General features: G+C 61.9%; 25 protein-coding genes. 17 read left to right on the top strand and 8 right to left on the bottom strand.

Annotation, left to right across the window (positions count from 1 at the left end; all coding sequences use genetic code 11):
* The coding region (locus tag ACQZ5H_RS16220; RefSeq protein ID WP_449098366.1) for a putative N-acetylmannosamine-6-phosphate 2-epimerase at positions 1-1,068 on the bottom strand (1,068 nt) is incomplete at its 3' end.
* 67 nt (positions 1,069-1,135) lie between these two features.
* Positions 1,136-1,885, bottom strand: a complete 750-nt coding sequence (locus ACQZ5H_RS16215; protein WP_449098365.1) for a GntR family transcriptional regulator — start codon at positions 1,883-1,885, stop codon at positions 1,136-1,138.
* Between the two features lie 465 nt (positions 1,886-2,350).
* Between ACQZ5H_RS16215 and ACQZ5H_RS16210 the strand changes: the two genes are divergently transcribed.
* Genes ACQZ5H_RS16210 through ACQZ5H_RS16175 form a run of 8 tightly spaced genes read left to right on the top strand, consistent with a single transcriptional unit; the run spans position 2,351 to position 9,320 of the window.
* A complete protein-coding gene (locus tag ACQZ5H_RS16210; RefSeq protein ID WP_449098364.1) occupies positions 2,351-2,632 on the top strand; it encodes a hypothetical protein in 282 nt (93 codons plus the stop codon).
* Positions 2,619-3,596 (top strand): AAA family ATPase, encoded by a 978-nt coding sequence (locus ACQZ5H_RS16205; RefSeq protein WP_449098363.1) that lies wholly within the window; start codon positions 2,619-2,621, stop codon positions 3,594-3,596. The genes ACQZ5H_RS16210 and ACQZ5H_RS16205 overlap by 14 nt, the downstream gene beginning before the upstream one ends.
* On the top strand, positions 3,593-4,546 hold the full coding sequence (locus ACQZ5H_RS16200; protein WP_449098362.1) for a DUF58 domain-containing protein: 954 nt from the start codon (positions 3,593-3,595) through the stop codon (positions 4,544-4,546). The genes ACQZ5H_RS16205 and ACQZ5H_RS16200 overlap by 4 nt, the downstream gene beginning before the upstream one ends.
* A complete protein-coding gene (locus ACQZ5H_RS16195; protein WP_449098361.1) occupies positions 4,546-5,058 on the top strand; it encodes a DUF4381 domain-containing protein in 513 nt (170 codons plus the stop codon). Before ACQZ5H_RS16200 ends, ACQZ5H_RS16195 begins: the two co-directional genes overlap by 1 nt.
* Positions 5,045-6,034, top strand: coding sequence for a vWA domain-containing protein (locus ACQZ5H_RS16190; protein ID WP_449098360.1), 990 nt, complete (start codon positions 5,045-5,047; stop codon positions 6,032-6,034). Before ACQZ5H_RS16195 ends, ACQZ5H_RS16190 begins: the two co-directional genes overlap by 14 nt.
* Positions 6,031-7,584: a VWA domain-containing protein gene (locus ACQZ5H_RS16185; protein ID WP_449098359.1), complete on the top strand. Its 1,554-nt coding sequence runs from the start codon at positions 6,031-6,033 to the stop codon at positions 7,582-7,584. The genes ACQZ5H_RS16190 and ACQZ5H_RS16185 overlap by 4 nt, the downstream gene beginning before the upstream one ends.
* Positions 7,581-8,957: a BatD family protein gene (locus ACQZ5H_RS16180; RefSeq protein ID WP_449098358.1), complete on the top strand. Its 1,377-nt coding sequence runs from the start codon at positions 7,581-7,583 to the stop codon at positions 8,955-8,957. Before ACQZ5H_RS16185 ends, ACQZ5H_RS16180 begins: the two co-directional genes overlap by 4 nt.
* 15 nt (positions 8,958-8,972) lie before the next feature.
* Entirely contained in the window at positions 8,973-9,320 is a 348-nt protein-coding gene (locus tag ACQZ5H_RS16175; RefSeq protein WP_449098357.1) for a hypothetical protein, read from the top strand.
* An 84-nt stretch (positions 9,321-9,404) separates the two neighbouring features.
* Here ACQZ5H_RS16175 and ACQZ5H_RS16170 read toward each other — a convergent pair whose 3' ends face one another.
* Together ACQZ5H_RS16170 and ACQZ5H_RS16165 are read right to left on the bottom strand one after the other, a co-directional pair.
* Positions 9,405-9,602, bottom strand: a complete 198-nt coding sequence (locus tag ACQZ5H_RS16170; RefSeq protein ID WP_449098356.1) for a hypothetical protein — start codon at positions 9,600-9,602, stop codon at positions 9,405-9,407.
* 38 nt (positions 9,603-9,640) lie between these two features.
* Positions 9,641-10,438, bottom strand: coding sequence for a hypothetical protein (locus ACQZ5H_RS16165; protein ID WP_449098355.1), 798 nt, complete (start codon positions 10,436-10,438; stop codon positions 9,641-9,643).
* A gap of 190 nt (positions 10,439-10,628) precedes the next feature.
* Here ACQZ5H_RS16165 and ACQZ5H_RS16160 point away from each other — a divergent pair, with 190 nt between their 5' ends.
* The 4 genes from ACQZ5H_RS16160 (at position 10,629) to ACQZ5H_RS16145 (ending at position 16,328) form a co-directional block, all read left to right on the top strand.
* Positions 10,629-10,928 carry a hypothetical protein gene (locus tag ACQZ5H_RS16160; protein ID WP_449098354.1) on the top strand — a complete coding sequence of 100 codons (300 nt, stop codon included), beginning with the start codon at positions 10,629-10,631 and terminating at the stop codon, positions 10,926-10,928.
* Positions 10,929-11,055: 127 nt separating this feature from the next.
* Positions 11,056-12,798, top strand: coding sequence for a hypothetical protein (locus ACQZ5H_RS16155; protein WP_449098353.1), 1,743 nt, complete (start codon positions 11,056-11,058; stop codon positions 12,796-12,798).
* Positions 12,799-12,884: 86 nt separating this feature from the next.
* Positions 12,885-15,425 carry an SH3 domain-containing protein gene (locus tag ACQZ5H_RS16150; RefSeq protein WP_449098352.1) on the top strand — a complete coding sequence of 847 codons (2,541 nt, stop codon included), beginning with the start codon at positions 12,885-12,887 and terminating at the stop codon, positions 15,423-15,425.
* A gap of 120 nt (positions 15,426-15,545) precedes the next feature.
* Entirely contained in the window at positions 15,546-16,328 is a 783-nt protein-coding gene (locus ACQZ5H_RS16145; protein ID WP_449098351.1) for an outer membrane protein, read from the top strand.
* A 4-nt stretch (positions 16,329-16,332) separates the two neighbouring features.
* On the opposite strand, the gene ACQZ5H_RS16140 is transcribed toward ACQZ5H_RS16145, so the two are convergent.
* The 3 genes from ACQZ5H_RS16140 to ACQZ5H_RS16130 all read right to left on the bottom strand — a co-directional run bounded on the left by ACQZ5H_RS16140 (position 16,333) and on the right by ACQZ5H_RS16130 (position 20,120).
* Positions 16,333-17,346 carry an HAD family hydrolase gene (locus tag ACQZ5H_RS16140; RefSeq protein WP_449098350.1) on the bottom strand — a complete coding sequence of 338 codons (1,014 nt, stop codon included), beginning with the start codon at positions 17,344-17,346 and terminating at the stop codon, positions 16,333-16,335.
* Between the two features lie 11 nt (positions 17,347-17,357).
* Complete coding sequence (locus tag ACQZ5H_RS16135) at positions 17,358-18,323, bottom strand: formylglycine-generating enzyme family protein (RefSeq protein WP_449098349.1); 966 nt, start codon at positions 18,321-18,323, stop codon at positions 17,358-17,360.
* A 162-nt stretch (positions 18,324-18,485) separates the two neighbouring features.
* Positions 18,486-20,120, bottom strand: coding sequence for an arylsulfatase (locus tag ACQZ5H_RS16130; RefSeq protein ID WP_449098348.1), 1,635 nt, complete (start codon positions 20,118-20,120; stop codon positions 18,486-18,488).
* A gap of 415 nt (positions 20,121-20,535) precedes the next feature.
* On the opposite strand from ACQZ5H_RS16130, the gene ACQZ5H_RS16125 reads away from it, so the two are divergent.
* Entirely contained in the window at positions 20,536-21,669 is a 1,134-nt protein-coding gene (locus ACQZ5H_RS16125; protein ID WP_449098347.1) for a hypothetical protein, read from the top strand.
* A gap of 18 nt (positions 21,670-21,687) precedes the next feature.
* On the opposite strand, the gene ACQZ5H_RS16120 is transcribed toward ACQZ5H_RS16125, so the two are convergent.
* Positions 21,688-22,815, bottom strand: coding sequence for an ROK family transcriptional regulator (locus tag ACQZ5H_RS16120; protein ID WP_449098346.1), 1,128 nt, complete (start codon positions 22,813-22,815; stop codon positions 21,688-21,690).
* Between the two features lie 93 nt (positions 22,816-22,908).
* Here ACQZ5H_RS16120 and ACQZ5H_RS16115 point away from each other — a divergent pair, with 93 nt between their 5' ends.
* The 4 genes from ACQZ5H_RS16115 to ACQZ5H_RS16100 are packed head-to-tail and all read left to right on the top strand — an operon-like array spanning position 22,909 to position 26,743.
* Complete coding sequence (locus tag ACQZ5H_RS16115; RefSeq protein WP_449098345.1) at positions 22,909-23,940, top strand: ABC transporter ATP-binding protein; 1,032 nt, start codon at positions 22,909-22,911, stop codon at positions 23,938-23,940.
* Positions 23,940-24,788 (top strand): ABC transporter permease, encoded by an 849-nt coding sequence (locus ACQZ5H_RS16110; RefSeq protein WP_449098344.1) that lies wholly within the window; start codon positions 23,940-23,942, stop codon positions 24,786-24,788. Before ACQZ5H_RS16115 ends, ACQZ5H_RS16110 begins: the two co-directional genes overlap by 1 nt.
* 4 nt (positions 24,789-24,792) lie before the next feature.
* Entirely contained in the window at positions 24,793-25,617 is an 825-nt protein-coding gene (locus ACQZ5H_RS16105) for an ABC transporter permease (RefSeq protein ID WP_449098343.1), read from the top strand.
* A gap of 25 nt (positions 25,618-25,642) precedes the next feature.
* Positions 25,643-26,743 carry an extracellular solute-binding protein gene (locus tag ACQZ5H_RS16100; protein ID WP_449098342.1) on the top strand — a complete coding sequence of 367 codons (1,101 nt, stop codon included), beginning with the start codon at positions 25,643-25,645 and terminating at the stop codon, positions 26,741-26,743.
* Positions 26,744-26,792 lie beyond the last annotated feature (49 nt).

Genomic DNA, 26,792 nt, shown 5'->3' with positions numbered 1-26,792 from the left:
GATCGTCAGGAAGACGATATCCTCGCCGCGTCCGGCGCCGAAACGATATTCGCCCCAGGCGGCGGCCTGCGCATCGTTGATGGCGATGACGGATACGCCGAGACGCTTCTCTGCGCGCGCCACCAGCGGATAGTTATCGGGAATTCCAAGTGTTGCCGGATTGAGCGCCGACCAGTTGCCGTCTTCGACGAAGCCTGTCACCGCGATACCGGCGCGGGCGAAGTGACCGGCCCACCCGGCGGTTTCGGCGGCGATCGCGTCCAGCCAGGCGTCGGGACCTTCTTCGCGCCGCGTGCGGACAACGCGCTCCTCCAGCACCTCGTCCTGTTCGACGAGGGCGACCATTGTCTTCGTCCCGCCAATATCGATCGCCAGCACGGGCTTGCCGGCATCCTCGCGCGCCGAGAAGGCGGCGTCGATCGCTTGATGAAACCAGGCCGTCGCATGTTCGGTGCGGGTGATGGCGGAGCCGACGACAACGGCGAGCGCGCCTGCATCCGCTGCCTGCGCTGCCTGTTCCGGCGTGCGGATACGGCCCTCGGCGATGACGTAAGGCGTCAGTACGCGCATTGCCGAAATCAAGGCGATGTCGGGCTCGACCGGTTCAGGTCCGCCGACATAACCAGACAGGGTCGTGCCGACAAAATCGACGCCGGCGGCCAGCGCGCGCCTGGCGTCTTCGAGCGAGGAGCAATCTGCCATCGTCAGCTTGCCCTTGGCATTCGCCGCAGTCACCAGCGCTTCGACAGGTGCCGGACGGGTGCGATCTGTCGCGTCGAAAGCGATGATATCGGCCCCCGCATCCGCCAGTGCCTCGACATCCGCAATAAAGGGCGTGATGCGGACCGGGCTGTCGTCGAGATCGCGCTTGACGATGCCGATAATTGGAAGCTTCACATGCGGCCGGGCGGCCTTCACATAGGCGACGGATTCAATGCGCACTGCTTTGGCACCGGCAGCGGCAGCCGCATTTGCAAAGCCGATGACGAAGCGCGCATCGTCCATCGGGCCGTCGGGCACCGGCTGGCAGGAAACGATGAGGCTGTTTCTGATGTCTTCGCGCTTCACGGGATGCTCCATTTCGGACATCACGATAGATGGAAAATACCAGATAGCAACCAGTTAATGACTGGTATTATCGCTGTAATTCGAAGACGAAGTCATACACGTCGCCCTTATAGCGGGTTTCGCACAGTTCGACGGTCTGGCCATCCGCCAGATAACAACGCCGCTCGGTCACCAGGAGCGGTGAGCCCGCCTCGCAGTGAAGATGGTCGGCGTCTTCAGCCGTCGCTGCTCGCGAGCGCATACGCTGGATTGCACGTTCCGGCATGAAGCCTCGCGCTTCCAGCACTTCGTAAAGCGATTGGCCGATCAGGTCGGGCGAGGGCACGAAGCGAACGGGGACGATCGACGTCTCCAATGCGATCGGCAATCCGTTCGCGGTTCGAACCCGCTTCATCCTGATCACATTGGCATTTCCAGCAATGCCGAGGGCCATCATCTCTGTGGAAGAGGCTCGGGTTATCTGCTTCGATATCCAAATACATCCAGGCACTTGTCCTCGCGCGCGAATGTCCTCGGAGAAGCTGGTAAGCGTCGAAAGCGACTTCTCGACGCGCGAGCCGATTTCGGTCTTGAACCCGTGGCGTCGGTTCAGCAGGCCCTCTTCTTCTAAGAGAGCCAAAGCTTTGCGCACCGTTACGCGGGAGAGCGAGAAAGATGTCGCAATCACCCGCTCACCAGGCAGGACGCTACCGGATTGAAAGGCCTGCGTCTGGATCGCCTCCTCGATTGCCAGCTTCAGCCGCTTATAGAGCGGGATATCGGCCGGAAGCCGGTCGAGAGACTTCCCGATTGCATCGATGACCTGATTGTCTGCCATGGGAAATCTGCCGAAGGAGGACTCAAGAAAAATTCACTGGATATATACTGGTATTATTCCTAAGTGGCAAATCCATGCTTCTTGAGGCATTGCGTTATGCACGGTGGTTTGACGGGGCGGAAATTGGCGAGCGGATTTGAGCACATGAGACCGACTGGCGAGGCTTTGTGAAAGCTGCTGGCTGAACCTCGCAGGCTCGTTTTGGTGACACGCTACCCGCGGGGCCTGTTGATGCTCAAATCAACCGCAGTCTACGCGTGCAGCGGTCTCGCAAGCGTCTCTCGGGCCGCGAGAGACCGTCACGTTCTCGCCCTGCCCAAGCCTCCAAGCCGGCCTGCGACCTACCGCTCACCGTAAAATTTACCGTAACGTACTTTCATCGACGTCTGATTGAGCGAAACATGGTTGTGGAAAGTAAGGTTCCTGGTTCGGTCCTTATTAACGGGCGATCTCTGCAGGGCTCTCATGACGCCGAACTCCGTACATCAGATGATCTCGCCGGGACCGAGTCTGCCGCGCGGTCAGGTCAAGGAGGAATTGGACCGGATCCTGGATAGCCTGGACTTCAGGTCCACCACACGCGTGCTGTGGGCTTATGCCTGTCGCCGCTCCTTGTCAGCGGCGACGTATGCGCCGGCGGCGCTTGCATGCCTGGAGAGTTCGGTCAAAGCCGATCCCGACAATGTGGCATATGACGGAGCATCCAGCGCCGTCGATCAGCGGAGGAAGCCGAGTGGCGGCACGTGAGGATATTGTTGACCTGGGCAAGCGTGTCGGGCAGTCGATCATCGGCCAGGATGCGATGGTGCAACGATTGCTGCTCGGCCTGCTTGCCAACGGCCACCTGCTCGTCGAGGGTCTGCCCGGCCTTGCAAAGACCAGAGCGATCAAAAGCCTCGCAAAGAACCTGGATTCCGAATTGTCCCGCGTCCAGTTCACTCCCGATCTGCTGCCTGCCGACATCACCGGTTCCGAGATCTATTTCTCGGAGGGCGGGAAAGGCGAGTTCAAGTTTCAGCAGGGACCGATCTTCGCGAACCTGATCCTGGCCGACGAAATCAACCGTGCGCCCGCGAAAGTGCAGTCCGCGCTCCTGGAGGCGATGGAAGAACGGCAGGTGACCGTCGGCGGGGAAAGCTATCCTCTTCCAGACCTCTTCATGGTGATGGCGACGCAAAACCCGATCGAGCAGGAAGGCACATATCCCCTTCCGGAAGCGCAGCTCGACCGCTTCCTCATGCATGTCGAGGTCGGCTATCCCGACGAAAAGTCGGAGGGGGCGATCATGCGTCTCAACCGGGAAGAGGAGAATGCCGCTCACGACAACAAACAACATGCGGCCGCGGAGCGGCTCAACCCGCAATCGATTTTCGATGCGCGTAAAGAGATCGGCACGATCAACGTTTCCGAACCCGTCGAAAAATACATTGTCGCTCTGGTGATCGCGACGCGCTATCCCGACCGTTACGACAAGGACCTCGCCAAACAGCTGCAGGTCGGCGTCAGCCCTCGCGGCGTCATCGGTCTGGACAAGGTGTCGCGCGCCTATGCATGGCTGCAGGGACGGGACTACGTGACGCCTGACGACGTCAAGGCGGTGGCAAATGACGTTCTCCGGCACCGGCTCATCCTTTCCTATGAGGCGCATGCCTCCAACACCACGGCCGATCAGGTCATCGATCGGATCGTCGAGCTGGTGGCCGTCTCATGAGCGGGGAGGCGGATCGCGAGGTTGGCGTCCACGTGACGACACAGCAACTGGTCGCGCTCGAAGGCCGCGCTCGAGATCTCACTTTTATCCAGAGGGCGCGTAGTCATCAGCAGCTGGCCGGGCGCATGCAATCGGCCATGCGTGGCCGCGGCCTCGTCTTCGAGGAGTTGCGTGAATATCTTCCCTGCGACGACGTCCGGTCCATCGACTGGCGCGTTACCGCGCGCACGGGAAGGCCGGTCGTCCGGGTATACGGGGAAGAGAAAGAACGCCCGGCCATCATCGTCGTCGATCAGCGCATCAATATGTTCTTTGGAAGCCGCTTGGCGATGAAGTCGGTTGCGGCTGCGCAAGCTGCAATGCTCACGGCCTGGCGCATCCTCGGCTCCGGCGATCGCGTTGGCGGCTTTGTCTTCGACGACCAGAAGGTCAGCGAAGTGAAGCCGCATCGCAGCCGGAATGCCGTGATCGCTTTTGCCGACAGGATCGCAGCCTTGAACAGGGGATTGAAGGCGGCCTATCCGGCTCCTCCGTCCCCGGAGGCTCTGGACGGGGTGCTCCGGCAGGTGGCCGAGATTGCCCAGCATGATTTTCTCCTCGTCATCGTCAGCGATTTCGACGGCCACAGCGAGACGACGCGTCAACTGCTGCTTAAGCTATCCTCCCGAAACGATGTCGTGTGCCTGCTCGTCTACGATCCCTTCCTGCTCGAATTGCCGTCCTCCGGCGAGATTGTCGTCAGCGGCGGGAGGCTGCAAGCCGAGCTGCCATTGAGTAAGCCGGCGGTGCGCCGATCCATCGATAAATTCGCCAAGGACCGGGGCGACGAATTGAGAGCCTGGCAGCGCCAGCTCGGGTTGCCCATGCTTCCGGTTTCCGCCGCCGAGGAAGTTGCTCCGCAACTGCGAAGTCTGCTGGAGCAATCCGCCTGGCGGCAACGGAGGCGTTGATGGAACAGCAAGCCCGACCAGATCCGATCACCGAGGCTGCCCTTCGCTCTCTCAAGGATATCGCAATCCCGCAGCCGGTCTCCTGGGTCCCGCAGACCTGGGGGTGGCTGATCTTGGCACTGGTGCTCTTCGCCGCAATTCTGCTGTGGCTGGCGATGCGTTACAGGCACTGGCGCCGCGATGCCTATCGCCGTGAGGCGCTGCGGCTTCTGGACGAGATCGCCCGCGATCTTCGAAGCCAGCAAACGCGCGATGAAGCAAACGCCCGCCTTGGAGAATTGCTCAAGCGAACGGCTCTGGCGGCATGGCCGCGCAAGACGATTGCGGCGGTGTCGGGGAACGAATGGGCCGACTTTCTGAGCGCTCACCAGGATGGCGAGATCGGCAGCTCCCTGAGGTGCTATCTCGCCGATCTGGAGTATCGAGCCGGAGCGACGCCGGGCGCCGGCGCTATCGATGATCTCCTGCGCGATGCTCGGTACTGGATCGAGAGGCATCATGTATCAGCTTGATATGCCATGGGCGCTGTTTCTTCTTCCGCTTCCGCTATTGGTCTGGTGGATCGTCCCTCCACATCGCGAAACGTCGGCCTCTCTCCGGCTGCCCTTCTTCGATCAGGTCGCGCGTGCAGCCGGCGTCGAGCCGACGGTGGGTTCAGTCGTGCCGAAGCGGTCCTGGCCGCAGATACTTGTCGATGTGCTCGTGTGGTGCCTGATCGTCGTCGCCTTGGCTCGCCCGCAATATGTGGAACCGCCATTGGAGAAAACCGAACCACAGCGGGACATCCTTTTGGCTCTCGATTTGTCCCAATCGATGGACACCCGCGATTTCGCGGCTCCCGACGGGACATCGAAGGCTCGTGTCGACGCGGTCAGGACCGTCGTTGCCGACTTCGTCGCAAAACGCCCCGGCGATCGCATCGGCCTGATTGCATTCGGCGACGCACCCTATCCCCTGGCACCATTCATGATGGATCATGCTCTGGTTCAAACGCTGGTAGAGGGGTTGCTTCCCGGGATCGCCGGGCCGCGAACAGCGCTCGGTGACACGCTGGGTCTTGGTATTCGCATGTTCGAAAAGACGACCGTTCCCGAAAGGGTGATGATCTTGCTGACGGATGGGAACGACACGGCAAGCAAGATGCCGCCACTCAAGGCGGCCGATATAGCCAAGACCAAGGGGATCCTTATCCATGCGGTCGGCATTGGCGATCCGGCGGCGAGCGGCGAGGACAAGCTCGATACCGCGTCCCTGCAGAAGATCGCCGAAACCACTGGAGGGCGCTATTTCTTTGGCGGTGACCAGAAGCAGTTGGAGGGCATTTACGACGAGCTCGACCGGATCACCCCCGAGGATCAGAAGCTGCTTTCCTGGCGGCCCCGCATAGAGCTTTTCCACTGGCCTCTCGGCGCCTCGGTCGCCATCGCCGTGTCGTGGTACGGACTAAGCGGAGTTCTTGGCCTGATCCGCAGGAGGGCCACCGCATGATCGCGGAGTTTCATTTCCTCCGTCCCTTGTGGCTTCTGGTCCTCGTTGCACCTGCCATCTTTATCTGGATGGCGTCACGCGCAGGGGATGCTCGTAGCCGCTGGAAGGGCTTGATCGCGCCGCATCTGCTTGACAGCCTGATCGTTCAGCCGGACCGAAAGCATCGCTATGCACCGGCTTGGGTTCTTGCCGCGCTGCTCGCGCTGGCGACCGTTGGTGCAGCAGGGCCGACCTGGAAGCGTGAAGCGCCGCCGTTTGTTGCGGATACCGCCTCGCTGGTGATCGCGGTGGATCTCTCCCCCACCATGGACGCGGTCGATGTTTCTCCGAGCAGGATCGAGAGAGCAAAGCTAAAGATCGATGATCTGCTTGCAACGCGCAACGGCGCGCGGACGGCCGTGGTTGCCTATTCCGGGACGGCTCATCTTGTCGTGCCGCTTACCGACGATGTGGAGCTGATCGAAACCTATACCGACGCCTTGGCAACCGGCATCATGCCGAAGCCCGGCAAGGACACGGTGGCTGCGCTCAAGCTGGCGGACGACCTGCTGAAACGGGATGGGACGTCGGGGACGATCGCGCTCCTGACAGATGGCATCGAACCCGCTGCCTCAGCAGACGCGAGACGGACCGGCAATGCCGTCGTCGTTCTCGGCATCGGCACGTCGGAAGGCGGCGTCGTCAAGCAAAGTGACGGCAGCTTCCTAACCGGCGCGGGTGGCACTCGGCTGACCGCCAAGCTCGATATCGAGGCTCTGAAAAAATTCGGCGCCGATACAGGGGCCGACGTTGCGACCATCACGCAGGACAATACGGATGTTCAATGGCTGGCACAGCGTGTGCGGACCAACTTCGCCCAGCAAACGGCAAACGAGGGCGATCGCTGGCATGATCTCGGCTGGTGGTTCATCGCGCCTGCGGCATTGCTGTCTGCACTTTCGTTTCGACAGGGTTGGCTTGTCAGACTTTCCATCGCCCTGCTGGCGGCCCATTTGCTGGCGCCGGCATCGGCCTCGGCATTGGACTTCGGGAATGCTTGGCTGACGCCTGACCAGCAAGGGCGCCTGGCTTACCAACGGGGTGACTATTCCGCTGCTGCCGGCCGCTTTCAAGATCCGATGTGGAAAGGCGTCGCGCTCTATCGTTCGGCCCTTTACCAGGATGCGCTCGACGCCTTTGCGTCCATTGATACGGCGGAAAGCTGGTACAATCAGGGAAACGCATTGCTGCATTTGAGCAAGTTCGAAGAGGCGGTTGCCGCTTATACCAAGGCATTGGAGCGGCGAGCAGACTGGCCCGATGCCGTCGCGAATCTGGCCATTGCACGCCAACTCCTGAAGCAACAAAAGGATGCCGAGCAAGAGCAGGAACAGGATCCGAACCAGAAGCCCGACAGCGTCCAGTTCGACGACAAGGGGAAGAAGGGCAAGGCCGGCGAAATGGCGGTTGCCGAGCAGACCTCGGACATGTGGATGAAGAATATCCAGGTGAGTCCCGCCGACCTCATGGCCAGGAAGTTCTCGATCGAGGCAGGAGGATCACGGCCATGACAAAGGCAGCCCTCGCCATTGCCCTGCTGTTTATTCCCTCATGCGCATTCGGTGCGGAGCCATTCGCCCGGACTATCGTTGAAGGGAAAGGCGGCATCGTTCCCGGCCAGCAAGTCCTTGTCGATGTTGACGTCTATGTCCCGGATTTCTTCACGTCGCCTCCGCAATTTCCGCTTTTCGATCTTCCCAACGCATTGGTAACGCTGGCTGGCGGACGTTCGCAAAATCTCACCGAAACGATTGACGGCGTTCAGTATACCGGCATCCGCAAGACATATGCGATCGTACCGCAGATTTCCGGTACCTATGCTTTGCCGGAATTCGGGATCGACTTCAGCTATTCCTCGGACGGCAAGTCAGTGAAAGCCACTGTGAACGCGCCAGCGGTATCCTTCAGCGTCGAAGGATCGGCGGAAGAGGGAGAGCAGCGGGTCACGTTCGCGGCAAGCGATCTGACCGTCGAGCAGGTGTTTGATCACGACGCGCGTTTCATGAAGGTCGGGGACGCGCTCACGAGAACAATATCGATTACCGCCCTAGGCACCCAGGCAATAATGATACCTCCCCTGGATCCGGGGACCGCTCCGGGGCTTCATCGCTACGAGAATTCGCCCGCGATCCAAGACGGCATCGACGCCGGACGCCACATTGCCAGCCGGCGGACCGAGACATTTGTGTACACGGCGGACAAGGAAGGGAGGTTTGTATTGCCGGCAGTTTCGTACACGTGGTTCGACGTATCGAGCCACCAGAGCAGATCTGCCTCATTGCCCGCGATCACCGTCGACGTGTCGGCTGCGGCCAGCACCACCGCCGAAATCAAACCTGCGCGGGAGGACGCACCGCTCCCGCTCCCATATGTCAATCGCCAGAAAGCCGCTATCGCCATCGCACTTGTTTTGGCGGCCTGCGGACTGATCTGGATCGGTTATAGCGCTTTGCCCGCCCTGAGGTCCCGGATAAATCTCGCTCGGGAGAGACATCGTTCCTCCTACAGATACCGTCTCGCAAATCTGCGGAAAACCATCCTGACTGCCTCCGAAATGGAGGTCTACACGGCCCTCCAACAATGGAGCCGGCAGCTGGGCTACCGCACGCTCGAGATGTGGGCACGTACAGGCCCGGAAGAATTGCGGTCTGAAATCGACCTGCTTTCGCGCCGTCTCTTCAGGCTCGAGAAGGGCAATTTCGATCGCAGGGCCTTGGCGTCAGTCATCGATTTCAGCCAATCGTCTGCACATGTTACCCCTCCGAGTCTCCCTCCGCTGAACCCGGAAGGCGGTTACCGTATGAACCGTACGAACGTCTCGCGCGCTATCTCGGGCGGTCTCCACCGCGGACAAGGGCTGACACCGCCAACACCTAACGCATGACCTGCATGTCGCAATGTGTCGGAGGACAACGGCGCAGAGCTGGCGCTGTGGCCGGGCGTCGTAAAACCGCGGGCCGAGGTCAACGACATCGTTACGCTCATGGGCTGGATGCCGACATTCGCAAACGCGGCAGGCTTATCCGATCTCAAGGAGCAAATGAAATCGGGCTTCAAACCCGGCACCAAGGATTTCAAGGTGCAGCTGGATGATTATGACCTGGTGCCGCTGTTGAAGGGACGAAGTCCGAACCGGTCCGCGCTGCTGGACGGCAAACGATCGGCAACGGGCTGGACCTGCCTTGCCGGTGCGGATCCCGCGCCTGAATTGTCATCGCGAAATTCTCGTCGCAACCAAGCCCGGTGATGGATGAGCTGAAATACATGAACCTCGCTCTGTTCGATGCTCTGGCGACGCTCGTATGAGACCGCGGACTGCCCGCAAGGAAAATCACGTCTTCTTCCTGAACCACCCCAGCGCCTGCAAGACCCTTGGGGCGTAGATCATCGCGGCAATGAAGGCGGCGAGCATGGCGAGGGAGATTCCGAGCTGGACGAGATCGTAGCGCAGCGTGTCCTCGGCCACGAACCAGCCGGCGATCACGCCGGCGATGGCGAAGGGGAGGCGGGCGAGGAGGGGAAACCACATGATGCGGTCCTTTCAGCGTGGCGTCACGGCCGATCGGTTCAGTCTGCCGGTTTTTTGATCGGGAACTGGAAATTGACGCCGGCGAAAATCTGCCAGCGGGGGGCGCCCTCGCCATCGTGCCAGACGGTATATTGCGGCTCGACGAAGGCGTTCATCGTGATGCCGCTGTCGAGCGGGATCACCTTGCCGATGCCGAGGCCGACGGGAATATAGCTGTCGCCGTCTTGCAGATCGAAGTTCCAGGTCGCCGAGGATCTCAGATACCAGCCTTCAGCGAGATTGACGTTGACGATCGGCTGGAAGGTCAGGAGGTTGACGTCGTCGCGGTCGCTGCTTCCGGCAAACGAGGTCTGGTAGGTGAGGAGGCCGGCGAAGAGCCCCCAGCTCTGCGGCGCGACGACGACGCCGGCTGCCCCGATCTGCCATTTTCCCGCTCCGAGCGAGGTATCGGTCGCCGTCGGCAGGACGAGGAGCGGCCCGGCGCCGAAGGTGACCTCGCCGTGCTTGGGGAGGATGAAGATGTCCATCAGCGTCAGGTCGCCGAGGCCCGTCACATATCCCGAAGGCGTGTCCGGCGAGGTTGCGACAGGCAGCGTGAAACGCAGCAGTTGCGGGAGGCCCCACATGTCAGAGGGAATGAGGCCGCGCAGCAGAAACTGATTGGCCTCGGGGTCGCCGGGCGCGCCGATGAAGCTCGGGATGTAGTAGTCCTGGAAATTGATGGTGATCTTCGGCGTCAGCGGGTTGTTGGCAGCGTTGACGTCCTCATGTTCCTGTGCGCTGGCTGTGCCGCTCATCAGGAGCAGAGCGGCAGCGGCTGCTTTCCATGATCGCATGGGCATTCTCCAATATGAGGATGCATCTACGCATGCGGACGGCGCGCGCGGGAGTACGTTACCGTAAACCGCGATGTAAACTCCCCGTCTCTCGCGTAAATCACCGGCGATTTACGGTTACGTACTTCCGCCGTTCCCGGCTGCGCGCATAATCGCCCGATCAACTCTGGCCGGGAGGCGGCACGGTCTGATGGAAAAGCGCAGCGGCACCGACAGGAACGGTTCCGGGGCCGCCCAGAGAGGGTTATGGCGGCTGATGCTGAAGCTGCCTGCCATGCGCGGAAGGCTGCAGCTGCTCGCGGCGAAATCGTCTTCCCTCAACGATCTCTTCGAGGCCTATGACGAGGCAAGCGCCACTGTCGAGCGGATGTCCAGGGACCGTGCGCGCGACGAGTGTCCGCTTCTCGAGGAATATGAAACTGTCTGCGCCGAGATCGAATCCGACGTCATCCACTATGTCCTGAAACACCCCTTAAACGTGCCGGATTGAGGCGGTGTACGCGTCAAAATCGATCAAGTGTCGGTTTCATTAGTGCTCCGTATTGCAACTTCTTGCCATCTCGGCGATAAATTACTTTGTTCTACTTTAGCTGGGGCAGGGTGTGCGAGGGGCAGCCATGAATGCTGAAGTGCACGACTTGAAGGCCTGCGAAGTCTCTATCGACGACGCCAGGGCCGAGTTGGAACGGCTGCTGTCAGACAGCCGCTTCCGGGTGACAGAGCGCCAGAAGGACATATTGCGATATCTCGCCGAGCGGCGCTTCAACGGTTGCGACGAAGGGGTGAAGGCCTATTCCGTGGCGCTCGATGTGCTCGGCCGCCCGAGCGGTTTCGACGCATCGACCGATCCGATCGTGCGCATCGAGATCAGCCGCCTGCGCTCGGCGCTCGATGCCTATTACCAGGCCTTCGGCTCGACCGGCGGCGTCACCATCCATATTCCGAAGGGCATGTATATCGCGCTCTTCCCGGGAACGCTGATCGCCCACGAGCCTGACGAGGAAGCCCACGGGGTTGTCGTTCCGGCGGGTTTTGACGGTGCGCAGGATGGTTCGATACCCGGTTCGCAGCTTGCCGCAAGGCAGCGCGGCCGAGGCCTTAAATTTGCGGGCGTTGCGGCTGCCGCCGCATTGGTGCTTGGCGGCGCGGCGCTCGCAGGTGTCGAGTTCTTCGGGCAGCAGGTGGTGATCACCAAACGGCCGACGGTCTATATTCTGATGGAAGCGGCTGAGGCCCGGATGCAGGGGGAGGCGAGCCAGACGCGCGACGCGCTGATGACAGCGCTAACCCAGTTCACGACGCTGACCGTCGCCAAGGCCGGCTATGCCGATATCCGCTCGGTGGAGCGTTCGGGGCGCAGCTACGAGATCACCATCAAATATTATGGGGATGCCGATGATCGCAGCGTCTGGTGGCAGATTGCCGACAGCTCGACCGGCGATCTTCTGAAGTCCGGGCTCGAGAAGATCGATACCAGCGGCAAGAGCCCGGCCTTGATACGCGAAGAGATGGCCGGTGAACTGGCGACGCGCTTCGCGGCCACGCGGGGCGTGATCAACAATATCGAGATTCACGGTAGCCCGGAGGAGGCGCTCGGCAATGTCTGCGTGCTGAGAGCCGAATATGCGCTGGACGAGGGCGGCAGGGATCAGGTTGCCCAGAGCCGCGATTGCCTGGAGCGGAGCCTTGCGGAAGCCCCGGCAGATCCCGACGCGACGGCGCTGCTTTCGCGTGTTCTGTTGGCGCTGCCGGGTTCCCCGGACGAGGGCGACATGCGGTCGCGAGCACTCGAACTTGCGAAGGCCGCGGTCTCCTTAGCGCCGCTTTCCGACCGCGCCTATGTCTCCTTGATGGCGGCTCAGTTTGCTTCCGGCCGGACGGAGGCCGCAGTGCGCGCCGGGAACCGGGCGGTAGAGCTCAATCCGAACAACAGCGATGCCGCTGCGAAGCTTGCTCTCGTCCTCTATTCGGCCGGCTACAAGGATGCCGGTGTGGCAACCGCGCACGATGCCGGGCGTCTGGTGGAAAATGCGCCGAGAGACGCCATGCTCGTGCTCGCCCTCGACGCCTATGCGTCCGGGCGCTATTCGGATGCCGCGCTGCTTGCCGAGCAGATCAATTGCACAGATTTCCTCGTCTCAACCCTGCGGACCGCCGCTCTCGGACAGCTGAACTCCCCCGATGCGCCGGAACGCCTTGCCGAGATCAAGAGCAAGGATCCAGATTTCGAGCGGAGCTTCGCCGACAGGGTTGCTGGCTGGCACCTGCAACCGGATATTGCCGCCGGTCTGGAGGCGGGTCTGGCGAAGGCTGGGGCGCAGATCGATGCCAGTGCCGTCGCCAGCGTCAAGACGCCGTAAAACAACGGCCGATTTACCGTAACGTACTTGTACGCATGCGCTGTTCCGCCAAGCTCGCTCCATCGATATGGGATGGAGCCGGTGCGATGAAGGCCTTCGGTATTGCGGTTTCGGTCTCGGTGCTGGCGACCACGGCATGGGCCGCGCCCGCGGTGATCACCACGGCGGTCAATTTCCGCGCTGGCCCCGGAACCGGATATCAGAGCTTTGGGACGATACCGGAGGAGAGCCAGGTCGATGTCGGCGACTGCGACGCGAGCGGCGCCTGGTGCGCGGTGAAATTCTCCGGCCAGGAGGGCTTCGTCAACGGCAAGTACATCAGCCGGACCGAGGCCGAGAAGCCTTCCTGGCCGCGCAGCTTCACCACCGGCAACGGCGCCACGCTGACCCTGTTCCAGCCGCAGATCACCGATTGGAAGGATTTTACCCAGCTCGATGCGCTGATCGCTACCGAGTTCAAGGAGACCGCCGATGCCAAGCCGATCTATGGCGTGATCGGCGTCACCGGCAAGACGGTGGCCGACGACGATACGGATGAAGTCGTCATCACCGACGTAAAGACGACGCAGGTCGATTTCTCGACGCTCGGGCGCAGCGAACTGACCGATCTTGCCGTCGAAGTCGGCAAGCTGATGCCGACGGGGCCGATCACGGTTTCGCAGGAACGATTGACGGCGAGCCTTGCCGACTACAAGCGCCTCTCGGATGTCAACGGCATCAAGTCCGATCCGCCCAAGGTGCTGGTCAGCTATGATCCGGCGGTGCTGGTGCAGACGGACGGCAAGGAGGTTCTGTCGCCGGTCAAGGGCATCGAGGGGCTGCAATTCGTCGTCAATACCAATTGGGATCTCTTCAAGACGGCTGATCCCGACGGCGCCTACTTCCTGCGCGACGACAAGAGCTGGCTGGCGGCGAAATCGCTCTCCGGCGAGTGGAGCCAGGTGACGCAGCTGCCGGATGCCCTCACGAAGCTCCCCGATGACGACAGCTGGAAAGATGCCAAGGCGGCCATGCCGCCGGCACCCTTCGAGGGTGGGAAGGTGCCAGTCGTGCTCTATTCGGATGTCCCGGCCGAGATGCTGCTTTTCGACGGACAGCCGAAGATGGAGGCCGTTCCCGGCACCGGCCTGAAATGGGCTTCGAACACCAGCAGTGACGTCTTCCACCGGGCGGTCGACAAGAAGTGGTACATCCTGCTCTCCGGCCGCTGGTTCTCTTCAGCCGATCTTGCCGGTCCCTGGACCTTCGCGACGCCGGATCTGCCAGCCGATTTCCAGAACATCCCTGACGATGCGCCCTATTACCAGGTGCGCGCCTCGGTGCCCGGCACGTCGGAAAGTGCCGAAGCACGGCTGAAGGCCAGCATTCCGCAGATGGCGCGTGTTTCGACCGATGGCAGCGTCACCGCCGATATCGCCTATAGCGGCGATCCGAAATTCGAGCCGATCGAAGGGACCGGCATGACCTATGCGGTCAATTCCAACGATCAGGTGATCAAGGTCGGCGACATGTATTTCGCGCTGAAGAACGGCATCTGGTTCAGCGCCACCTCGCCGAACGGGCCTTGGACGGTCGCAAAGGCCGTGCCCGACGAGATCTACACGATCCCGCCATCCTCGCCGGTCTATAACGCCACCTATGTCCGCGTCTATCAGACCGAGCCGGATGCCGTCTGGTATGGCTATACGCTGGGCTATCTCGGCGCGTATCTGGCCTGGGACACCTTCGTCTATGGCACCGGCTGGTACTATCCGCCCTATTGGGATTTCGGCTGGGCCCGCGGCTATTGGCCCTACTATCCGCGCCCGCTCACCTACGGCGTCGGCGCCTTCTATAATCCGGCCTATGGCACGTTCGGGCGCTATGGCTACGCCTATGGTCCCTATCGCGGCATTGCCGGCGGCGCAGCCTATAACCCGCGCACCGGAACCTATATTCGCGGCGGTGCGGTCTACGGCCCCAATGGGCAGGCGGGCTTCATCGCCGCCTACAATCCGCGCACGGGCAATGGCGCTTTCGTTCGCGGCGGTTCGAATGTCTATGGCTCCTGGGCCTCTGCCGGCGTGCGCCATGGATCGGATTTCGCCCGCATATCGGGCGGCCAGACGGCCAATGGCGGCGCCGTGAGGTGGAACACCAGCAACAATCAGGGCTTCGTCGCGCATCGCGATGGCGGCGACGTCTATGCCGGGCGCGATGGCAACATCTACCGCAAGGATGACGGCCAGTGGCAGAAGCATACCGATGACGGCTGGCAGGATATCAACCGTCCCGACAGTGAGCGCCTCAAGCAGCACGGCCAGGATTTCAACGCCAAGCATCCGGATGTTGCCGATCGCATGCAGAACAACATCTCGGGCCAGACGCTGCAACGCCCAGCCCAGCTTAACCCGCAACGGCAAGCGCGCGAGCGGGCCCCCGATCACCTGGCGATCGATCGTGCCGGGCGCCAGGCCGGGAACATGCGCGAGCTCGGCCATGATTTCGGGCGCCAGAACGGCGGTCAGTTCGGGGGCGGGCAGCAATTTGGCGGTGGACATGAATTCGGTGGCGCACGCGGGGGCGGCAGTTTTCACGGCGGTGGTGGGTTTCACGGCGGAGGCGGCGTACACTTGCGCCGCCGGTAAGGGCTTGCCCCGACAGCGTTATTTACGGCCCCGTTTACTGTAACGTACTTCCCGGCGAGTGCATGGCGATGTTCCTATTGAGATGCGGCACCTGAGCTCATGAAAAAAGGAACATCGCCCATGCGATCGACTGCAGCCTGCCTGTCATTCCTGCTGATTGCCGCGCCCTCGGCGCTGAAGGCTGCCGATATCGCTCCGGTCATTGCTCCGCAGCCCGCGGTGCAGGATCCCGACCGCTGGACCTTCTCCGTTTCACCCTATTTCTGGATCGCCGGGATCACCGGCGACACCGCGGTCTTCGGCCTGCCGGAGGTTCATACCGACGAGAGTTTCGGCGACATCCTCAAGGACATCGACTTCGGCTTCATGATGGCGGGCGATGCGCGCTACGGCCCCTACAGTATCGTCGCCGACATCACCTATGCGCGGATCACCACGGATTCGGCGACGCCGAACGGTGTGCTCGCCGATACGGTCGATCTGAAGTCCGAGACGTTCACCGCCATGCTCGGCGTCGGCTATACGTTCTACGAGGACGAAAAGAGCCGGCTCGACGTCATCGGCGGCGTGAAGCTCTGGTCCGTCGAAACGACCATTTCCTTTGGCGGCGGCCCGCTGGGCGGCATCTCCGAGCGCGACGACGCCACATGGGTCGATGCCATGTTCGGTCTGCGCGGCATGTATTCGATCACGCCGGAGGTCTATCTGACCGGCTGGGGCCTGATCGGCGCCGGCGGGGCGGATCTCGACTGGGACGTCATGGCCGGCGTCGGCTACAAATGGAGCGACAGCCTTTCGGCTTTCCTCGGATACCGCGCGCTCGGCGTCGATTACAGCAACGACACGCTGACGGAAGACATCGTCGAGCACGGCCCGATCCTGGGTGTCGTCCTGCATTTCTGAGGGATTACTGATCGAAGGCGAAGACCTTCTTCCAGTCGTTTTTCATGTCGACCACCAGCCAGTTGCGCCGTTCGGCTTCGTCGAGCGCCTTGTCGAGCTTGCCGACCGATGACTGCCGGTCATAGGCATATTCCCGGTCGCCATCCGTGTGATGGACGATCATCGCAAAGCCCGGGCCCTTGGCGGCCGTCGTCCAGCGCAGCATCTCGTAATCTCCGTCGGAATTGCCTGCGACGAAGATCGGCTTGCGGCCGATGAACTTGTGGATGCCGACAGGCTTGCCGGGGCCGTCGTCGACGAAATCGACCTTCGGCATGCGCTTCAGCACCGGCACGTCGCCGACGATCGCATATTGCGTGGCGATCGTGCTGCCGACCACCTGCTGCGGCGGGATGCCATAGAGCTTCTCCGTCACCGGCCGCATGAACTCGACGCCGCCGCCGGAGACGATGTAGGTGGCAAAGCCATTGGCGCGCAGATAGTCGAGCAGCTCGCGCATCGGCAGATAGGTCATCTCGGTATACAGCTTGCCGGTCTTCGGGTGCTTGGCAGCGGCGAACCAGTCGCTGACGATCGTGTTGAACTGATCCGTCGTCATGCCGGCATGGGTTGCCATGCCGAGCTCGACGATGCCCATCTCGCCGCCCTTGGCGATCCCTTTCAGGTCGCCGTCGAGAATGCTCTTGAACGGTTCCTTGGTCTTCCATTCCGGATGCTGCGGGGCCAGCGTCTTCACGCGGTCGAGCATGAAGCCGAGCTGGATATAATAGGGCTGTTCGCACCAGAGCGTGCCGTCATTGTCGAAGACGGCGATCCGGTCCTGCGGCGCCACATAGCCTTCGCCACCCTCCGTGACGGTTGCCTTGACGAAAGCCGTGATGCGGCTTTTGGCGGCGGTATCGTTCCACGAGGGGAGCACCTCTTGAGCTGCGAGCGGCAGTACGCCAACAAGGAAGAGGATGAGAGCAGCGGCAAGCGATACGAGAATGGTGTCAGTCGCGTGAAGCTTTCGGGTCATCCGTCTTCTCCTCAGGCGTGGACTCTCTTGATACAGCGAAAGCCGACATGGCTGGTGGAGGTGTCCTCGGGCTCGGCATGGCGCGCGGCCGGGCGGTAGCGGCGGCAGTAATTCGGGGCGCAGAGATGCGAGCCACCTTTCAGAACGCGCCGGGCGATACGGATTTCCGGCTGGCGCGGATCGTAACTCGCTTCGACGCCGCCACCACGCGGGTTTTGCGGAATGCAGCAGGCCTTGGTCGCGGCCTGCGGATGCCGCGTGCTCCAGTAATCCGCCGTCCATTCCCAGACGTTGCCGATCATGTCGTAGAGGCCGTAGCCGTTCGGCGGGAATGACCGCACCGGCGACGTCCGCTCGTGACCTTTGGCCTTGCTGGAATGGGTCGGGAAAGTACCCTGCCAGGTGTTCGCCATCGGCACGCCATCCGGCATCAGCTCATCGCCCCAGGCGAACTCCGTTCCTTCTCGCCCGCCCTGCGCCGCAAATTCCCACTCTGCTTCCGTCGGAAGATCGAGGCCCGCCCATTCGGCATAGGCCTTGGCATCCGACCAGGCGACATGGACGACGGGGTGGTCGAGCTTGCCGCGCAAATCGCTGATGCCGCCGAGCGGCCTTCGCCAGGTGGCGCCGAACTTGAACGTCCACCATTGCGAGATGTCAGGGCCGCTGATCCCCTTTGGCTGCACGAAGAGCAGCGAACCCGCCCGCAGCATTTCGGGACGCGCGCCGGGATATTCCTTGGGATCAGGCACTTTCTCAGCCACGGTTACGTGACCGGTCGCCTTGACGAACTCCATGAATTTCCGGTTCGTCACCGGCGTCTCGTCGATCCAGAAGCCGTCGACCTTGACGGGGTGGGCGGGTGCCTCTTCCGGATAGTGCCCGTCCGATCCCATGACGAAGGGGCCGCCGGGGATCCAGATCATGCCGCCGGGTGCTGCGCCCGCTGCCGCAACGTCGTCGAATGCCAAAGCCATCGCTGCCTCCGGTCTGATGTGGTCCCATGTTTGCGCGCCCGCGCGCGCGCCGTAAGTACGCAGCGGTAAATGGCTGCGGTATTTACGTTAGCGGGGTGTTAATGCGCATATCGGCGGCGAAGCCGGGCGCGATAGCCGCGCCCGGTCATCTTGTGCCGGTGACTACTTGGCTCCCGGCTGGTCGAGCGAGCTCATCAGCGCGGCGATCATCTGGTCGACGCTGAAGCTTGCCGGCCGTTGGCTCGGTGGGTAATCGCGGAACGTCTGCAGGAACGGAGCGACCTTGTAGACGCCATACTGGACGATGTAGGCGTTCTTCGTCATCCAGTCGTAATACTGATCCGACACGACATCTGCGCGCTCATAGGGGTCCATTCGCAGGTTGAATATCTTCGGAACGCGCAGGCAGGTGAACGGGTTCGCCCAGACGACGAAGCCTCCCGGCTGGCGCTGTTCGCAGAAGACGATCTTCCAGTTGTCGTAGCGATAGGCGACGAGTTCGCCGTCGTCGTTGAAGTAGAAGAACTCGTCACGCGCCGACTTCGGCTGTTGTCCAGTCAGGTAGGGAAGCTGGTTGTAGCCGTCGAGGTGGACCTTGAACTGGTTGCCGCTGATCGAGGTGCCTTTCGCAAGCTTATCCTTGATATCGCCGTCGCCCGCAGCAGCGAGCAGGGTCGGGAACCAGTCGAGCCCGGACATCATCTCGTTGGAGACTTCGCCGGCCTTGATCTTGCCCGGCCAGCGGATGATGGCGGGAACGCGGAATGCGCCTTCCCAGTTCGTATCCTTCTCGCTGCGGAAAGCGGTCGTCGCCGCGTCAGGCCACGAGAACTGGTTGGGGCCGTTATCGGTCGTGTAGACGACGATCGTGTTGTCGGCGACATTGAGATCATCAAGCGCCTTCAACAGCTTGCCGACGTCGCCGTCATGCTCGACCATGCCGTCGGCATAGTCGTTGCCCGGCATGCCGCTTTGGCCCTTCATCGATTCCCGCACGTGGGTGAAGACATGCATGCGGGTCGTGTTCATCCAGGTGAAGAAGGGCTTGCCGGCCTTGACCTGCCTGTCCATGAAATCGATCGCCGCCGAGGTCGTCTCATCGTCGATGGTTTCCATGCGCTTGGTGTTGAGTGCGCCGGTATCCTCGATCTTGCCGTCGGCGGAGGCCTTCAGCACGCCGCGCGGCGAGTTGGTGCGCACGAATTCCTGGTCGTCCTTCGGATAGTAGGGCCGCTCCGGCTCTTCCTCGGCATTCAGGTGATAGAGGTTGCCGTAGAATTCGTCGAAGCCGTGCTTGGTCGGCAGATATTCGTCGCGGTCGCCGAGATGGTTCTTGCCGAACTGCCCGGTCGCATATCCGAGCGGCTTCAGCGCCTGGGCGATGGTGATGTCGCGAGCCTGCAGCCCGACGGTCGCGCCGGGGATGCCGACCTTGCAAAGGCCGGTGCGCAGGCAGACCTGACCGGTGATGAAGGTCGAACGCCCCGCCGTGCACGAGTTCTCGGCATAATAATCCGTGAACATCATGCCTTCCTTGGCGATGCGGTCGATATTCGGCGTGCGGTAGCCCACCAGGCCGAAGGAATAGGCGCTGATATTGGTCTGGCCGATATCGTCGCCGAAGATGACGAGAATATTGGGTTTCGACGTGTCCTGAGCGGCGGCCGGTTCAGTGGCCGCGGGTGCGGCCGGGGCGGCCTGCTGGGCTCTCGCCGGCGACAGGAAGGTCGTCGATGTCAGCGTCATCGCGACGGCGACCGTCGCCGAGAACAGCTTCTTGGGAAAGGAGTTCGTCATGACGCTCTCCCCACGGATGGATCGTTCAGCATTGCGGTCTCCCTTGTGCCGGCGGGCACTCCCGCCAGTTCTCGATCGTCGTCAGCCGACGCGGTGGGGAGCCTTGTTCTTTATGCAGGCGGGCGGAAGTACGTAACGGTAAATGCCGCCGTAACCGGCGCGTAAACAGGCGTGTAAGCTACGGTTGCTGGGTCAGCGGGCTGGATCGCGGCTGCGTCCTCGCAGAGCGGTCGTCGTCCCCAGTTCCACACCGCCTGCAAATGTATTATCCAAGGCGAGTATTTTTCTCGCATTCCCGTAATTCTAGAATTTCATTGGCATGCCGTCATTTCGGCTTCGCCGCCCTCAGCGGGGCGTGGCCTTTCAATTTCATTTCAAGTCCGGGGGGTTGAAGATGTTTGCAGGATTTCTTCTTTTGCGCAGTCGAATGCTGCCGGCGGCCGGTGCTGCCGGTTTGCTGGTCTTTGCGTCGGTTCCGGCGCAGGCGCATGTGAAATGGTTCGCGCCCTATATCGTCGGAGCGCCGCCCGAGCCGGTGATGTCGACGCTTGCCAATACGTGGTTCTGGGTCGGGATCGGCCTCGTGCTGGTGTTTTTCGGGCTGGCGCGGGCGGTCGAGCGCAGTGCCTATGGCGACCGGGCGCTTGATATGCTCGACTGGGCCGCGGCGCCGCTCTGGCGCAGGCTGGATGATTATATCCGGGCGATCGTCGGGGCGTTTTTCGTGGCGATCTTCGCGGTCGGTGGCGTCTATCTGACGCCCGATCTGAAGACGCCGGCGGAATGGGTGTCCTGGCTTCAGCTGGTGATCGCCGGCATGATCTTTTCGCGCCGGACGATGCCGGTCGCCGGTATCGGGATCATCGCCCTCTGGATCCTGGCGTTGCGCGACTACGACCTCTTCCACCTTTTCGACTATCTGGCGCTCGGCCTCGGCGTCGCCGTCTATCTGATCCTGGAGCCGTCGAAGCGCGAGAACTGGCGCGCGCATCGCCTCGAAGCGCTTCGCTGGGGGCTGGCGATCGCGCTGATGTGGTCGAGCCTGGAGAAATTCGCCTATCCGAGCTGGTTCTATCCGCTGGTCGTCGAGAAACCGTTCCTGACATTCGGCCTGCCGCGCGATGTCTTCATCCCGATGGCCGGTGTCACGGAATTCACGCTTGGTCTCGGTCTGGTCTGGACGCCGCTGATCCGCCGGCTTTCGGCGATCGCGCTATTCGTCATCTTCACATCCGCGGTATGGCCCTTCGGCCGCGTCGATCTGATCGGCCACGGACTGATCATGGCGATCCTGCTGGCCGTTGCCGCCGACCGCAGCCGCGAGACGCATTTCCTGCCGGCCTTCAAGCAGACGTTCCGCAGCATTCCTGCCGGCATCCTCGCCGCCTTCGTGCTCTACGGCTCGGCCTATTGGGGCCTGCATGTCGCCTTCTACGGCCCGGAAGGCTATGTCGGCCCGGAAATCACCGAGAAGGCGACGCATTCTCACAGCCCCGAATATCCGCACGGTCCGCAAAGTGGCGATATCGGCGCGCCGCCGGACAAGTGATGCGGCTCCCTCACCTCTTCAGTCGAGATAGGACAGATATTTCGCCAGAGGCAGGATCGCCGATGCGGTCGCCCGGCTCGCTTCGCCGAGAACATCGGAGATCACGATATCCGGTTTCGAGAGCGGCATGCGGGTGGGAACGTCGTAGACCGAGAGATCGATATGCTGGCGCAGGGCCGATAGGACCGGGTTGGGGAAATTGCCGCCGAGGACGATCGTCTGCGGATTGAGCAGTTGGACGACGGCGCTCAGAGGTTCGGAGAGCGTTGCGCCGCGGCTTTCGATCCAGTCCATCAGCGGCTTGTGGCCCGCGTCGAACAGCTCTTCCAGGCGGCCGTGATCCAGTTCCAGGGGGTCGCATCCCAGCATGTCAGCGAGGTCGGTCACGCTCGGGCGCGGGCCGGTTTCCGGCACCATGCCGCCGATATTTCCGGCCTGGTTGTATCCGCCGCGGATCACCCGGTTGCGATCGAAAATATGGCCGCCGACGCCATCGGAGAAGGACACGAGGAACAGCACCTTGCCGAACATTTCCGGCCTGAGCGCCGATTGCATGATGTCGGCCCGAGACGAGACGACGACGGATGACTGCGGGAATTGCGCCACCAGTTCCTGCCGGATCTCGTGATAGGGGATGCTGGCCTGCTTCGGCGTGACCTCGAGAATGTCCTCCGAAGCCGAAAAGATGGCCGGAACGAACATGCCGATGTCGGTCCCGCCGGCATTGCGCTTGGCCTCCCTGATGAGCTCGACCGCCTGCGCGACAATGCCGTCGCGCGATTGCTCGAGCGGGTAGCAGGGCGAGTTCCAGACTGCCTCTGACGCCAGATTCGAGACCGCCACGTAAGCGCCGCGGGTCGACAGGTTGAGACCGATGAAGCGCATCGCGTCCGGCCGCATCCTGATGCGGATCATCGGCTGGCCGCTGTGGCGCGGGCCCGGCTTCTCGCGCTCTTCATCGACCAGCCCGGCCTCCTGCAGCTTGGCGAGCGCCTTGCTGACCGCGCCCTTGGACAGCGACAGCACCTTTGAAATCTCCACCCGCGAGAGGCCAGACTGGTTGCGGATCGCCATGAAGATTTCGCGATCCGTCGCGGAAAGGTCGAGGCTCAGGAGTGAACCATTGGCTGTGATTATCTCGGACATTCTCGATTCCGGCTTGCGTTCGTCATTAAACTGTTACAATTAGTTTCTAGAGGAAACTTACTAAATTCGCACCGTAAACTAAAAGGCTGGCTCGTGACATATCTCGTGGCGCAGGACATTGGAATGCACTTCGGCGGCTTTTCCGCACTGAACGGCGTGAGCTTCACCGCAAGCCGTGGCGAGTTCATCACGCTTCTCGGCCCGTCGGGCTGCGGTAAGACAACACTTCTCAACATCGTCGCGGGCTTCCTCAAGCCGACAAAGGGGTCGCTGCATGTCGATGGCAGCGATCTGCTGGCGATTCCGCCAGAAAATCGCGACTCAGCGATGTGCTTTCAATCATACGCGCTGTTTCCGCATCTGAACGTTGCAGACAATATCGCATTCGGCCCGCGCCAAAAGGGCGTGAGGAAGAATGAAACGGCCGCGCGGGTGGAAAATCTGCTGGCACAGCTCGGCCTTCAGCTTCATGCGCAGAAGCTGCCGAATGCGCTTTCGGGCGGGCAGCAGCAGCGCGTCGCACTTGCCCGCGCGCTTGCCGTCAAACCCGGCCTCGTGCTGTTCGACGAGCCGCTGTCCAATCTCGATGCGAAACTGCGCGATCAGGTCCGCAACGAGATCCGGGCGCTGCAGAAGCAGGTGGGCTTTACCGCGCTCTACGTCACGCACGATCAGGCGGAAGCGCTGGCGATGTCCGACCGGATCCTGCTTCTGAACAACGGCGTCGTCGAGCAGGAAGGTTCGCCCAAGGATATCTATTTCCGGCCGAAGACCCGCTTTGCCGCCGATTTCATCGGTGCGGCGAACATCCACGCGGGCAAGGCGAAAGGTGGGGTGCTTCACACCGCCTTCGGGCCGCTGCGCACCGCCGATGGCGCTGACGGCGACGTGACGCTGGTCTGGCGGCCGGAAGCGGTGTCGCTGGGTGCCGGCGCGGTCAACAGTCTCGTCGGAAAGGTCGCCGCGGTTGCGTTCCAAGGCGCCTATTCGGATGTCTTTCTGGCTGCGGGCAACGAGACGGTCCGCCTTCAGGTCGCGGGCAACCTCGATGTCGCCGCCGGCGCCGACCTTCAGTTCAGCGTCGCACCGGAGAATGTCATCTCCGTCACCGATGGGGGCCGGTGATGCGTCGCGCGCTGACGATATTGCTGTTGCTGGCGCCGGGCCTCGGCCTGGTCATCGCCCTGATGGGATCGGTCTTCTATCTCGCCGTCATGCAGTCCTTCGGGCTGATGAATTTCGCGGGCGAAAGCGCGCTGTCGCTTTCGTACTGGCAAACGATGCTCGCCGCGCCGCGCTATTGGCGCGCGCTTCAATATTCGACCTATATCGCCACCACGTCGTCGCTGCTGGCCGTCGCGCTCGCCTATCCGCTGGCGCTCTTGCTGCGCAAGCCGTTCAGGGGCTCGCTGTTGTTGAGCGCGCTGATCAAGGCGCCGCTGCTGGTGCCGGGCCTCGTCGCGGCCTTCCTGTTCATCAACGTGATCGCCTATCACGGCGTCATCAACGAGTTGATGGTGCGTACCGGTCTTTGGGACAAGCCGATCCGGATGCAGAACGACGCCAACGGCTACGGCGTCATCTTCCTGCAGATCTGGAAGCAGATGCCCTTTGCCTTCCTGTTGCTGTCAGGCGCCGTTCAGGGGCTGCCGGAACCTGTGCTTCTGGCGGCGCGCGATCTCGGCGCCGGGACGATGGCGCGCTTCCGCAAGATCGTGCTGCCGCTGACGGCGAATGCGATGCAGGCCTCGCTGATCCTGATCTTCATCGGTGCGGCCGGCGATTTCAGCTTCCAGGCCGCTGCCGGTCCCACCAGCAAGCACTCGCTGGCGACCCTGATGAGCAATTTGCAGGGCGAACAGGGCGACTGGAATTCGGCTGCCGTCGTGGCGGTCACGCTGATGGCGCTATCCCTTTTCGGTTCCGCGATCCTGGCGCTCGCCGTGCGCGGCATCCAGCGATTGGTGAGGTAATAGAATGTCTTACAGATCAATCGAACGGATACTGATCGCCGCCGTCATCGTCATCATGGTTCTGTGGCTCGCCATCCCCTTCGCGATGGCGCTGCTGTGGTCGCTCGTCGACCCGTCGCAGGCCTGGAGCTATCCGGATCTCCTGCCGCCGAAAATCTCCTTCGAGCGCTGGCTGGTGATCTGGAACACCACCTCGCTGCCGACAGCGATCCTCAACTCCTATTCGCTGGCGCCGCTTGCCGCGATCCTGACCGTGCTGATGGGGGCGCCGACGGCCTTCGCCTTCGGCAGGCTGGACTTCCCGGGCAAGGCCCTGGCGCAGCTCCTGATGCTGCTGCCGCTCGTCATGCCGGGCTTTGTCGTCGCCATCTTCTTCGGGGCGCTGCTGTTTTCGCTCGGCTTCTTCGCCCGCTATCCGGCGATCCTGTTCGGCCAGGTGGTTCTCTTCCTGCCCTACGCCGTGCGGATCCTGACCGTGTCTTTCTCGCAGGTTCGCACCGATGTCGTGAATGCGGCGCGCGATCTCGGCGCCTCGCGGCTGGCGATCTTCCGTGTGGCTTACCTTCCGGTGCTGAAGCCGGGGATCATGGCAGCGCTGCTCATCGTCTTCATCATGTCGATCGAGGAATTCGCGCTCGCCTTCGTCGTCGGCTCGCCTGATTTCACGACGATCCCGACGATCCTCTATTCCTACATTGGCTACAACTTCATCCGCCCGAATGCCGCGGTTGTCGCCCTTATCCTCGTCGTTCCAAACGTAATTCTGATGCTCATTTTGGAACGTCTTCTGCAATCGGCCAATCCGGCTTCCGTATCCGGCAAGGGCTGATCCCCTAAAACCCAAGGAGAACTAAATGCTTCGCAAGCTAGTATTAGCAGCGGTTGTCGCGGCCGCTGGTTTCAGCTCCGCTCATGCCGACGATCTGCTCTCGAAAAAGTGGGACGACATCGTCACCCAGGCCAAGCAGGAAGGCGAACTGAACTGGTACGTCTGGTACAACCTGCCGGAATACCGCGAGTACGTGAAGAGCTTCGAGAAGGAATATGGCATCAAGGTCAATCTTCCTGAAGTCTCCAGCGCTGCCGACGCGCAGAAGAAGCTGCTTGCCGAAGCAGGCCGCGCGACCGGCGACATCGATGTCCTCGCCATGGGCGGCGACGCAACGAACGTCATCGACGTCACCAAGGTCTTTTACGGCCCGATCCTGAAGACGCTGCCGGATTCCGGCGATATCACCGACAAGATCAATGGCGGCGACGGCAAGGGCTATTCCATCGCCTATTGGGGCAACCAGACCGGCATTGCCTACGACAGCAATCGCGTCGATGCCGCTACCCTGCCGCAGACGCTCGACGAGCTGTCTGCCTGGATGGAAAAGAACCCGGGCCAGCTCGGCTTCAACTATCTGAACGGCGGCGCCGGCCAGTCCTTCCTGCACAATGTCGGCCGCAACGTCCTGGGTGTCACGCCGGACACCAAGCTTTCCGCCACGCCTGACATGCAGCCGGTCTGGGACTGGTTCAACAAGCGGAAGGATCAGTTCGTGATCACCGCTTCGAATGCCGACAGCATGACCCGCATCAACAGCGGCGAATTCCTGCTCGTTCCGGCCTGGGAAGACAATCTCTTCTCGCTGATCAAGAAGAACGAAGTCGGCAGCCACATCAAGATCTACCTGCCGAAGTGGGGCATGAACGGCGGCGGCAACATCGTCGCGATCCCGGCAAACTCGGGCCACAAGGCGGCGGCCATGGTGTTCATCTCCTGGCTGACCTCCGCCAAGGTCCAGAGCGATTTCTCCAAGCTCTACGGTGCATCGCCGACCAATACCAAGGCTGACTTCAGCCAGGGTCTGATCCCGGCTGACCAGCGTCAGTACACGCGCTCCTGGACCCAGCCTCTGCCGCGCGACGAAGTTCTCGGCGGCTTCGCCAAGAACGTGGTCGAAAACTGATTTGCAATTTGGCCCAGCGCGTCAGCGCTGGGTCTTCCTGTCCTATCCG

Source organism: Rhizobium sp. 21-4511-3d (assembly GCF_053522545.1).
The sequence above is the reverse complement of the archived record's forward strand: the minus strand, read 5'-3'. Positions and strand labels throughout refer to the sequence as shown.